Source organism: Luteimonas aquatica (assembly GCF_022662575.1).
In the GTDB taxonomy this organism is placed as follows: domain Bacteria; phylum Pseudomonadota; class Gammaproteobacteria; order Xanthomonadales; family Xanthomonadaceae; genus Luteimonas; species Luteimonas aquatica.
In genome coordinates, this window is sequence record NZ_JALBFU010000011.1 from 71,852 (window position 1) to 83,033 (window position 11,182).

Here is an 11,182-nt window from a genome sequence, read left to right on the forward strand (position 1 = left end):
GTGGCCGAGGTGGCTTGGGTGAAGGTGGTCATCGCCGACGACGAACCGCTCGCGCGCGACCGCCTGCGCCAGTTGCTGGCCGCGCAGCCCGGCGTGCAGCTGGTGGCCGAGGCCGGCGACGGCCGCGAGGCGCTGCAGGCCTGCGCCCTGCACGACGCGGATCTGGTCCTGCTCGACATCGCCATGCCCGGCATCGACGGCCTGGAAGCGGCCCGCCACCTGGCCGCGTTCGAGCCGCGTCCCGCGGTGGTGTTCTGCACCGCCTACGACGCCCACGCGCTGTCGGCCTTCGAGGCGGCGGCGGTCGACTACCTGGTCAAGCCGGTGCGCCCCGAGCGCCTGCACGCCGCGCTCGATCGCGCCCGCACCTTCATCGCCGGCCGCGGCCGCGCGCTCGCCGCCGACGGCGCGTCCGCCGGCAGGTCGCGCAGCCATTTGTGCGCGCGCCTGCGCGGCAGCCTGCGCCTGATCCCGATCGAGGACGTGCATTACCTGCAGGCGGAGGAGAAGTACGTGGTGGTGCACCACGCCCGCGGCGAGGATCTGGTGGAGGAGTCGCTGAAATCGCTGGAGGAGGAGTTCGCCGGGCATTTCGTGCGCATCCACCGCAACTGCCTGGTGGCGCGCCACGAATTCGTCGAGCTCCGGCGCGACGCCGAGGGCCATGTGCACGCGATCCTGCGCCACGGCAAGCAGCCGCTGGAAGTGAGCCGGCGCTGCGTGGCGCAGCTGCGCGAGACGATCCGACATCTTTGAGGAGCGGGCGCCGCGAATCGCCGGTCCGCCCGCGTCCCGTTCCTCTGCGTTCGCCGCCCGCTTTCGCGGATAATGCCGGCATGAGCCAGCTCCGCATCGCCACCCGCAAAAGCCCGCTCGCGCTCTGGCAGAGCGAGCACGTCGCCGAGCGCCTGCGCGTGGCCCATCCCGGCCTGGCGGTGACGCTGGTGCCGATGTCCACGCGCGGCGACGAGGTGCTCGACCGCTCGCTGGCGGCGATCGGCGGCAAGGGCCTGTTCCTGAAGGAGCTGGAGCTGGCGATGCTGCGCGGGGAGGCCGACTGCGCCGTGCATTCGCTCAAGGACGTGCCGATGACGCTGGACGCGCCGTTCGCGCTGCCGGCGATCCTGGCGCGTGCCGATCACGCCGACGCCTTCGTCAGCGCGCGCTACGGCGCCTTCGACGCGCTGCCGCCCGGCGCGCGCGTGGGCACCTCGTCGCTGCGCCGGCAGGCGCAGCTGCGCGCGCGGCGCCCGGACCTGGAACTGCTCGACCTGCGCGGCAACGTCAACACGCGCCTGGGCAGGCTCGACGGCGGCGAGTACGAGGCGATCGTGCTGGCTTGCGCGGGCCTGGACCGCCTGGGGTTCGCCGGACGCATCCGCGCGCGGCTCGACGCGCCGGACTGGCTGCCGGCGCCGGCGCAGGGCGCCATCGCGGTGGAGTGCCGGGCCGACGATGCGCGCATCCATGCGCTGTGCGCGGTGCTCGACGATGCGGCCACGCGCACCTGCGTGGAGGCCGAGCGCGCCATGAACCGCGCCCTGCACGGCAGTTGCCACGTGCCGGTCGCCGCGCTGGCGCAGCTCGACGGCGATTCGCTCGAACTGCGCGGGCTGGTGGGCGATGCCGCCACCGGCGAGCTGGTGCGCGCGCAGTCGCGCGCAAGCGCGGGCGCGGGCGAGGCGCTGGGCGAAGCGGTGGCCCGGCGCCTGCTCGAGGCCGGCGCGGCGCGCTTCCTGCCGCCGCGCTGAGCCGCCGGCGCCGCGAGGCGGCGCCGGTGAAGCGATCCTCAGCGGATCTTGTAGACCAGGTTGACCGTGGTCAGGGTGTCGGTCTTCTTCTCGCCGGCCAGTTCGTCGACCTGGCTGTTGCGGCGCGCCTGCAACCCGGCCTTGAGCGCGAAGCGGTCGTTCATCGCCACCGACACGCCGAGGTCGTTCTGCATGAAGGTGTTGTCGCTGCCCGATTCCACCAGGAAGGTGTTGTAGAGCTCGGTGTTGTCGGTGAGCTTGTGCTTGAGGTCGAGCAGGCCGCGCGCGATCGCGCCGTCCTCGATCTGCCCGGTCTCGGCGTTGCGCGCGCGGCGGAAACCGGGGCCGATCTCGCCGACGAACTGGGTGCGGTCGTTGTCGACGAACTTGCGGCCGTAGCCGATGGAGGCGGTGGCCTGGTACTCGTAGGTGGAGAAGTCGTCGTTCTCGTAGCGCAGCGCGCCGACGATGTAGTTGCGCGGGTCGAACTTGTAGGCGCTGGAAGCGCCGAGTTCGTAGCGGTTGGCGCTCAGCTCGTACTTCTCCTCCTCGATGCCGTCGCCGTCGAAATCGCCGGTCACCTCGCCCTTGGCGCGCAGCGCGGTGCCGTAGAAGGCGTGCTTCCACTGCGCGTCCTCCTTGCCCAGCGACAGCTTGGCGTTGAGGTTTTCCGAGCGCGCGTTGCCGCGGGCCAGGGCCAGGCCGAGCTCGCCGGTGGCGGTCCAGCCGGTATCGGCGGCCGGCGCGGCCTCCTGGGCGAGGGCGGAGAGAGGGGCCGCGGCCAGCAGCAGCGACAGCAGAGATTTGCAGGTCATGAGCGGGGAATTCCTTCGAAATGGGCGCAAAAAAGCGGGCCGCTGTTGCGGCCCGCCGGGCGAGGGTGAAGGGTTCGGGCTGAATATCGCGTGATGGACGTCACGCGCAATCGCGGTCGAACGTGCGCCGCAAGGAGGTCAGAACGAATAGCGCAGCTTTACCGAACCTTCGGTGTCGGTGGCGCCCTTGCCGTTGTTGGCGGCGCTGTCGTGGCGCATTTCCAGGTCCGAGCGCAGCGTCCACTGCGGCGCCACGGTGACGTCCACGCCGATGGTCTGGCGCACGTAGGTGTTGCGGCGGCCGGTTTCCACCATCACCTGCTGGTCGAGGCGGGCGCGGTCGCTCAGGTCCTGGGACAGCACGAAGCCGCCGCGCGCGATCGGGCCGGGCATGGCGGTGCCGTAATCGGCATAGGGCACGATGCGGTAGCCGGTGCCCAACTGCACGCGCAGGTCGGTGCCGGGGCGGCGCAGGGCCTCGAAGCCGTAGCTGGTGCCGATCTTGGTGTTGCTGATTTCCGAATTGATCCAGTCGCGGCGCGAGGTGGGCGCCGAGAGCGAGGTGATGCTGCGCGTGGCCAGCAGCGGCGTGCGCATCGGACGCAGGCGCGGCAGCGCGCCCGGCGCCTTGGGCGCGCGCAGGGCGGTGTAGCGGGTGGGCGCCATCCACTCGGCGTCGGGACAGACCAGCTCGTAGCAGGGCATGCGCAGCGAGGCCCGTCCGGCCGCGATGGCGACCAGGGCCGGCTCGCCCGGCGATTCGGGCAAGGGATGCTGGAAGACGGGCAGGCCGGCGAGCGCCAGCCACCATGCCGTGGACACGAGCGCACCTTGGAAACGGTTACAAGTACCGGATTATGCCAGCGTCGCTTGACGCGCCCAAGACGGCCGCGAGGTTTTCGCCTTCCGCGTTTAGAGCACGTTATGCCCCCGGCGCGGATCGAAAGCCGGGCTGGGCGCGGCTTCCGTTTCGGCCGGGCCTTGCCCTGTCGATGGCCTCCGTCCCGGCCATGGCCGCTCAGTAATACAGCATCACCACGTGCCGGGCCTGGGCGAAGAACAGCCAGCGCTCGGTCATCGCCCCCAGCAGCACCGCGACCGCCGCCGCCGGCAGCGCGACCAGCGCCGCCGCCGGGACCGCCAGCGCCAGCGCGGCCAGCAGCGCCGGCAGCGCGGCGAACAGGAACAGCGCGATCGCGCGCAGCTTGCGGGCGTGCCTGCGCGCCAGGACGAAGCCCATCTCGCGGGTGAGGTAGTTGCCCTCGGTGTGCGGACGCTCGAACACCTGCGGTTCGCGGCCGGGCAGGCCGATGGCGTCGCCGCGCGTGACGGGCAGGGCCTGGCGGTCGATGTCGCGCCAGTAGATCCATTTCAGCGCGCCGGTCAGCAGCGCGAGCGCCGCGATCGCGATCGCGACGGCGGCGGGCACCGCGCCCGCGGTCACCGCCTGCGCCGCGCCCAGCAGCGCCGCGCCGCTGAGCAGGGCGAAGGCGAGATACGCCGGCACCACCAGGCGGTGTCGCCAGGCCGGGATCGGCTTGAGCGAGGCGTAGATCATCGCGGTGCAGACCACGGTCAGCAGCGGCGCGGCCACCAGCGCGGCGAGCAGGGTCCGGGTCGCCGCCGGCGCCAGCGCGAGCCGGTAGCGCGGCATTGCCGCCTCCAGCACGGCGGGCGCCAGCAGTGCGAGCGCGACGAGCGCGGTCAGCACCGCCAGCACGCCTTCGCGCGAGAGCCAGGACGTGCGCCATTGCGAGAACGCGCGCCAGGCGCGGCCGGGCTTGCCCAGGTGCAGCATCGAACTGAGCAGCCCCAGCGTCGACAGCACCAGCCCCTTGAGCAGCAGCGCCGCCCACAGCCACGGCGGCGCGCCGTCGACGGGGAAACGGCCCATCCATTGCAGCGCGCCGAGCCAGACCATCAGGCCGTAGCCGGCGCCCGACAGTGTGGTGAAGACGATGACCGACCAGGCCGGATGCATGTCAGCATCGCTCCCGGCGGACACGCCCGCGACGTGCCGTGTCCGCGCGCATCGTCCTCATCGCGACAGCATCCGGTCCAGCCAGCGCAGCGCGGCGGGCAGCTTGTCGCGCTCGAGCGTGTCCTCCGCCGGCGCCGCGGCGTCGGCCTCGGTGCCGGCGCGGCGCGGCCGCGGCGGCAGGTACTTGTTGGTCGGCCGGTAGCCCAGCTGCGGCATCAGGTCGACGCCGCCGCGCTCGGCCACCAGCCGGGAGACGTCCGACTCCGGATCGGCGAGATCGCCGAAATGCCGCGCCCGCGTCGGGCAGGCCTGCACGCAGGCGGGCTGGCGCTCGGCCTCGTCGAGATGCTCGTTGTAGATGCGGTCCACGCACAGCGTGCATTTCTTCATCACGCCCTCGACCGCCGAGTATTCGCGCGCGCCGTAGGGGCAGGCCCAGCTGCACAGCTTGCAGCCGATGCATTTGTCCTCGTCGACCAGCACGATGCCGTCCTCGGCACGCTTGTAGCTGGCGCCGGTCGGGCAGACGGTGACGCAGGCCGGCTGTTCGCAGTGCAGGCACGAGCGCGGGAAGTGCAAAGTAAGAGCCGGCAAAGTAAGCGCCGGCGGCGCGGGCATGGCCGGTGGCGGGCAAGCGCCGTCGCCGCCGGCCAGCTCGTAGCTGTGCACGCGGTTGAACCAGACGCCGCTCGGGTCCTTGCCGTAGGGACGCTCGTCGGTCAGCGGCCCGGCGATGCCGGCGGCGTTCCATTCCTTGCAGCTGGTGGCGCAGGCATGGCAGCCGACGCAGGTGTCCAGGTCGATGACCAGGCCCAGCTTCTTCTTCGACGGCGGCGGCAGCGCGGTCATCGCGTCTTGCTCCTGGCGCGCAGGTCGGCGCCGTAGCGCAGCGGGCGCGGGTCGGCCGGCGCGTAGGGCAGCGGCGGGAACTGCGGCTGCGCCTGGTCCGCGCCGTCGGCCTTGCGCAGGTTCACGCGCAGGTCGAACCAGGCCGCCTGCCCGGTGACGGGGTCGGCGTTGGCGTAGTCCCCGCGCGGCAGCCGGTCGGAGATCAGGTGGTTGAGCAGGAAGCCCTCGCTGCCCTCGGGCGCGTCCTTGTCCAGGCGCCAGGCGCCGCGGCGCTTGCCGATGGCGTTCCAGGTCCACACCGTGTCCGGCTGCACGTTGCCGGCGAACTTCACCTGGGCGGTGATCTGGCCGTGGTGCGAGGCGACCACCGCCCAGTCCTCGTCGGCCAGGCCGTGGCGCGCGGCGGTGTCCGGATGCAGGTAGAGATAGTTGCGCGCGGCGATCTGCCGCAGCCAGGCGTTCTGCGAACCCCAGGCGTGATACATGAACATCGGCCGCTGCGTCACCGCGTTGAGCGGGAAGGCCTCGCGGCTGGTCTGGTCGTGCTCGAACGGCTCGTACCAGATCGGCAGCGGATCGAAATACGCGGCGATGCGCTCGCGGTGCTCCGGCGGCGGCCGGTGCGGGCCGTGCCCCTGCGCGGCGAGGCGGAAGCGCTGCAGGGTTTCCGAGTACAGCTGCAGCACGATGGGCTCGGCGGAGCCGACGAAGCCGAGCTTGCGCGCCCATTCCAGGTAGCCGCGGTTGGCCATCTTGAAATAGCGCGCGTGCTCGGGCACTTCCTCGCGCCAGAAGCCGCCGTTGTCGATGTAGCGCTGCAGCTGCCGGGGATGGGGCGCGCCCTTGCCGTGCTGCTCGCCGTCCTCGCCGCGCCAGCCGGCGAGCAGGCCGACGCCGGGCGCGCGCTCGTGGCGGACGATGTAGTCGGCGTAGTCGCGATACAGCGGCGCGCCGTCCTCGTCGACCATGCCCGGCAGGCCCAGGCGCGCGCCCAGGTCGAGCAGCACCGACTGGAAGCCGCGCACGTCGCGCGGCTTGCCGTCTTGCGCGCGTTGCCGCGCGGCCTCGAGCACCGGCTGGCGGATGGCGTCGGCGGCGCCGTCGGCGTCGGAAATCGGCCGGTCGAGCAGGCTGATCGCGTCGAAGCGTTCCAGGTAGGTCGTGTCCGGCAGCACCAGGTCGGCGTAGGCGACCATCTCGCTGGCGTAGGCGTCGGAATAGATGATGCGCGGAATGCGGTAGCCGCCGTCCTCGTCGCGGTCGGTGAGCCAGCGCATGGTCTCGGCGGTGTTCATCGCCGAGTTCCAGCTCATGTTGGCCATGAACATCAGCAGCGTGTCGATGCGATGGGGATCGCCGGCATGGGCGTTGCGGATCACCGTGTGCAGCATGCCGTGCGCGGCCAGCGGATAGGCCCAGGAGAAGGCGTGGTCGATGCGGCGCGGCCGTCCCTCGGCATCCACCAGCAGATCGGCAGGCGTGTGCACGAACCCCAGCGGCGGGGCGTCGAGCGCGCCGTTGTCCTTGCGCGTCCGGCCGGGACGGTTGGGCGGCGGAATGGGTTTTGGGAACGGCGGCTGGTAGCGGAACGAGCCCGGCGCGTCCACCGCGCCGAGCAGCAGTTGCAGCAGGTGCAGCGCGCGGCAGGTGTGAAAGCCGTTGCTGTGCGCGCTGATGCCGCGCATCGCGTGCATGGCCACGGGTCGGCCGACCATCTCCGGATGCTCGCGGCCCCAGGCGTCGGTCCAGGGCACCGGCAGGGTCAGTCCGCTGTCGAAGGCGGCCTCCGCCAGTTCGCGGGCGATGCGGCGGATGGTGTCGGCGGGGATGCCGCAGCGCTCGCTCACCGCCTCCGGCGCGTACTGCGGGTCGAGATAGCGCTCGGCGACCAGCTGGAACGCCGGCACGGCGTGGCGGCCGTCGGCGAGCGCGACCTCGCCCACCACCGCCGGCGTGATGCCGATGGCGTTGGCGTCGGCGGGCGCCCCGGTGTTGCGGTCGAAGCACAGCGGCCGGCCCTCGGCGTCGCGCGCGAACAGCCCGTCGTCCGCGCCGCCGGGATCGCGCAGCACCAGCCAGTGCGCGTTGGCGTAGCGCACCAGGTAGTCGAGGTCGATGCGGTCGGCGCGCAGCAGCTCGTGGATCAGCGCGAAGGCGAACAGGCCGTCGCTGCCGGGGCGGATGCCGATCCATTCGTCGGCGATCGCGCCGTAGCCGCTGCGCACCGGGTTCACCGCCACGATCTTGGCGCCGCGCGCCTTCAGTCGGCCCAGGCCGAGCTTGATCGGGTTGGAGTCGTGGTCCTCGGCCACGCCCCACAGCATCAGGTAGCGCGTGTGCTCCCAGTCGGGCTCGCCGAACTCCCAGAACGAGCCGCCCAGCGTGTACAGCCCGCCTGCGGCCATGTTGACCGAGCAGAAGCCGCCGTGCGCGGCGTAGTTGATCGTGCCGAACTGCTGCGCCCACCAGCCGGTGAGCGCCTGCGACTGGTCGCGGCCGGTGAAGAAGGCCAGCTCGTCCGGATTGCGCTCGCGGATCGGCCGCAGCCAGTCGGTGGCGATGCGCAGCGCGTCCTCCCACTCGATTTCCTTGAATTCGCCGCTGCCGCGCTCGCCGGTGCGAAGCAGCGGCTTGTCCAGCCGCGCCGGCGAGTAGTGCTGCATGATCCCCGACGCGCCCTTGGCGCAGAGCACGCCGCGGTTGACCGGATGCGCCGCGTTGCCCTGGATGTAGCGGATCGTCGGGCCTTGGGGGCCGGCGTCCTTGAGCCACACCTTGATGCCGCAGCGGCAGGCGCACATGTAGCAGGTGGTGGTCTTGACCTGATCGCCGGGCGAGGGCGAGAGATCGAGCGCGGGCTCTTTCATGCCGCTTCCGCTCCGGCACGGGCGCGCCGGCCGCGTGGCGGGGCTGCGTGCTGGCGGCCGGATCTGCGATTCGGAGCTGGCGGATGCATCGCCGCATTGTGCCTGCGCGCGCCGGTTCCGTCATGCGCGCGCGCCGGACGGCTTGAAAAGCGGCCGCGGGGCATCATGTTTTTCCTGCGCGGTCGGCGCGCCGCGGAGCAGCCCATGTCGAAACCCTCCCCCGAGAACACCGATCGCCTGGGCGCGGTCAACCGGAAGATCCTCGCCGAGGGCGAATCGCTGCCGGTGGTGCGCCTGCGCGACGGCAGCCCGGTGCAGACCGGCACCGTCGCGGCCATGCTGCGCAACGTCGAGCGCTACAACCTCGGCGAGCGCGGGGAGGTGGAAAGGGAGCTGCGCCTGGCGGTACCGACCCTGGTCAAGGTGGGCCTGTTCGCGCTGTTCCCGCCGCAGGAGTGGATCGCCGGCGCCAATCCTGGCCGCGCCCTCGTCGGCCGGGCGGCGGCCGAATATGTCGCGCAAAAGACCGCCGAAGGCCCCGCGTCACAATAAAGGGACTGGCGGCGGCGGCAATGCCGATGCGATGCTAGGCGGATCGGCGTCTCGCCCCCCGGTTACGGCACTGACAATGGACCGTTACGAACGCATCCTCTCGCTGCACCGCATTCTCAAGACGGCGCGCTATCCGGTGACGGTGGCGCGGCTGCAGGACGAGCTCGAATGTTCGCGCGCCACCGTCTATCGCGATTTGGCCTTCCTGCGCGACGGCCTGATGGCGCCGGTGGTGGGCGACGGCGAGGCCGGCTTCCGCTACGACGCCGACGAGGGCGGGCGCTTCGAGCTGCCCGGCCTGTGGCTGAACTCCGACGAGCTGCACGCGCTGCTCGCCGCGCAGCAACTGCTCTCGCGCAGCGGCGGCGGCGTGCTGTCCTCGGCGCTGGCGCCCTTGCAGGGGCGCATCGAGAAGCTGCTCTCCGAGCACGCGGCCGGCAAGGCCTGGCCGATGGAGCGCGTGCGCGTGATCCCGCACCGCACCCGGCGCATGGACGAGCACGCCTTCCGCACGGTGTGCTCGGCGGTGCTCTCGCGCAAGCAGATCAGCTTCGAATACCGCGCCCGGTCCACCGACGAGAAATCGCGGCGCACGGTCTCGCCGCAGCGCATCACCCATTACCGCGACAACTGGTACCTGGACGCCTGGGACCACGATCGCGAGGCGCTGCGCAGCTTCTCCGTCGACCGCATCGCCAGCGCGCGCCAGCTCGAGGCCCCGGCGCGCGACATCGACGAGGCCGAGCTCGACCGCCATCTGGCCGGCAGCTACGGCATCTTCTCCGGCCCGCCCAAGGGCGTGGCGACCATCGTCTTCAGCGCCAAGGCCGCGCGCTGGGTGGCCGACGAGCACTGGCATTCGCAGCAGCAGGGCCGCTTCCTGCCCGACGGCCGCTACGAGCTGAAGGTGCCCTACAGCGCCGCGCGCGAGCTGCTGATGGACGTGCTGCACTACGGCAGCGACGCCGAGATCACCTCGCCGGCGCCCCTGCGCGAACAGGCGCGCGCGCTGCTGGCGCTGGCGCTGAGCAACTACGACAGCTGACGCCCGCGGTCCGATGACCCCTGCCGATCCGCCGAAGATCGCCGAGCGCGAGCCGGTCGCGCTGGCGCTGGGCGCGGGCGGGGCGCGCGGACTGGCGCAGATCGGCGTGATCGAGGAGCTGGAGGCGCGCGGCTTCGAGATCGTGGCCATCGCCGGCGCGTCCAGCGGCGCGCTGGTCGGCGGCGTGTTCGCCGCCGGCCGCCTGCGCGAGTTCCGCGAGGGCATGGAGGCCAAGACGCGCGGCGACGTATTGCGCCTGCTCGATCCGGTGCTCGGCCGCCCCGGGCTGATCGGCGGCCAACGCCTGGTCGAGGCGATGAGCGAGGTGGTCGGCAATCCCGACATCGAAACCCTGCCGATCTCCTTCACCGCCGTGGCGGTGGACCTGGAGCGGCAGCGCGAGGTCTGGCTGCGCTCGGGGCCGCTGTGGGACGCGCTGCGCGCCTCCTTCGCCATTCCCGGCCTCTTCACCCCGCACCTGGTGCATGGCCGCGAACTGGTCGACGGCGGTCTGCTTTCGCCGCTGCCGATCGCGGCCACGCGCATGGCCGACGCGCACCGCCTGATCGCGGTGAACATGAACGGCTGGCCGAAGCAGCCGCCCGGCGTGCCGGCCGAGGTTGCCGAGACGCCGCCGCGGTCGCGCGGCCACCGCTTCTCGCGCTGGCTGGACGCGCGCATGGGCGGACGGCCGGACGAGAAGGGGCTGGTGGACACCATGGGCCTGTCGCTGGACACCATGCAGGGCCAGCTCGCGCGCGTGCAGCTGGCACTCGATCCGCCCGAGCTGGTGATCGAGATTCCGCGCGATGCCTGCCATTTCTACGAATTCTGGCGCGCCAAGGAGCTGGTCGAGGTCGGCCGCGCCGAGACCCGCAAGGCGCTGGACGCGGCCGGGTACTGAACTGCGGACGCGACGTCGAAGGACGCCGCGTCGGCTTCGGGGACATCGCACTCGGGGGCATCGCACCCGGAAGCATCACCCCCGGGAGCATCGCAGTCCGTGAGATGGCCGGCGGCGAGGCTGGACGCCCAATTCCGGGAATGCCGCCAGGAACGCCGCCATGTCCAGCCGCCGTCCGTTCGTTTCCGCCGTCACGCCCCCCGCCGACTCGCCGCTGGCGTCCTGGCTGATGGGCGCCCTGTTCCTCGGCGCTGTCGCCATGCTCTCGCTGCCGGCCGCGCGCGGCGCCAGCGCCGCCTTCGGCTGGATGCCGCTCTGGCTGCTCGGCATGCCGCTGGCCAGCCTGCTCGCGCTGTGGCTGGGGCGGGCGGCCGCCGCGATGCGCCCGTCCGTCCTCGCCGCGGCGGCGCCCGGCCCG

Annotated in this window: 11 protein-coding genes; 6 read left to right on the forward strand and 5 right to left on the reverse strand. The window is 72.1% G+C overall.

The features are described from left to right. Positions 1 to 18: 18 nt before the first annotated feature. Together MD221_RS15140 and hemC are read left to right on the forward strand one after the other, a co-directional pair. Positions 19 to 756, forward strand: a complete 738-nt coding sequence (locus MD221_RS15140) for a LytR/AlgR family response regulator transcription factor (protein WP_242112756.1) — start codon at positions 19 to 21, stop codon at positions 754 to 756. Positions 757 to 836: 80 nt separating this feature from the next. Next, positions 837 to 1,751, forward strand: coding sequence for a hydroxymethylbilane synthase (hemC, locus tag MD221_RS15145; RefSeq protein WP_242112743.1), 915 nt, complete (start codon positions 837 to 839; stop codon positions 1,749 to 1,751). Positions 1,752 to 1,789: 38 nt separating this feature from the next. On the opposite strand, the gene MD221_RS15150 is transcribed toward hemC, so the two are convergent. The 5 genes from MD221_RS15150 to MD221_RS15170 all read right to left on the reverse strand — a co-directional run bounded on the left by MD221_RS15150 (position 1,790) and on the right by MD221_RS15170 (position 8,263). Continuing rightward, complete coding sequence (locus MD221_RS15150; protein ID WP_242112744.1) at positions 1,790 to 2,566, reverse strand: DUF481 domain-containing protein; 777 nt, start codon at positions 2,564 to 2,566, stop codon at positions 1,790 to 1,792. 138 nt (positions 2,567 to 2,704) lie between these two features. Beyond that, a complete protein-coding gene (locus tag MD221_RS15155; protein WP_242112745.1) occupies positions 2,705 to 3,388 on the reverse strand; it encodes a DUF481 domain-containing protein in 684 nt (227 codons plus the stop codon). Between the two features lie 196 nt (positions 3,389 to 3,584). Continuing rightward, positions 3,585 to 4,547: a dimethyl sulfoxide reductase anchor subunit family protein gene (locus tag MD221_RS15160; RefSeq protein WP_242112746.1), complete on the reverse strand. Its 963-nt coding sequence runs from the start codon at positions 4,545 to 4,547 to the stop codon at positions 3,585 to 3,587. Between the two features lie 57 nt (positions 4,548 to 4,604). After that, a complete protein-coding gene (locus tag MD221_RS15165; protein WP_277928919.1) occupies positions 4,605 to 5,396 on the reverse strand; it encodes a 4Fe-4S dicluster domain-containing protein in 792 nt (263 codons plus the stop codon). Beyond that, complete coding sequence (locus MD221_RS15170; protein WP_242112748.1) at positions 5,393 to 8,263, reverse strand: molybdopterin oxidoreductase family protein; 2,871 nt, start codon at positions 8,261 to 8,263, stop codon at positions 5,393 to 5,395. The genes MD221_RS15165 and MD221_RS15170 overlap by 4 nt, the downstream gene beginning before the upstream one ends. Before the next feature lie 204 nt (positions 8,264 to 8,467). On the opposite strand from MD221_RS15170, the gene MD221_RS15175 reads away from it, so the two are divergent. The 4 genes from MD221_RS15175 to MD221_RS15190 all read left to right on the forward strand — a co-directional run. Further along, entirely contained in the window at positions 8,468 to 8,815 is a 348-nt protein-coding gene (locus MD221_RS15175) for a DUF7709 family protein (protein WP_242112750.1), read from the forward strand. 76 nt (positions 8,816 to 8,891) lie between these two features. After that, complete coding sequence (locus tag MD221_RS15180) at positions 8,892 to 9,860, forward strand: helix-turn-helix transcriptional regulator (RefSeq protein WP_242112751.1); 969 nt, start codon at positions 8,892 to 8,894, stop codon at positions 9,858 to 9,860. A 13-nt stretch (positions 9,861 to 9,873) separates the two neighbouring features. Then, the gene (locus tag MD221_RS15185) at positions 9,874 to 10,764 is read left to right on the forward strand and encodes a patatin-like phospholipase family protein (RefSeq protein ID WP_242112752.1); all 891 of its coding nucleotides are present in this window, start codon (positions 9,874 to 9,876) and stop codon (positions 10,762 to 10,764) included. A gap of 160 nt (positions 10,765 to 10,924) precedes the next feature. Further along, positions 10,925 to 11,182: hypothetical protein (locus tag MD221_RS15190; protein ID WP_242112753.1), on the forward strand; the 258-nt coding region annotated here is incomplete at its 3' end.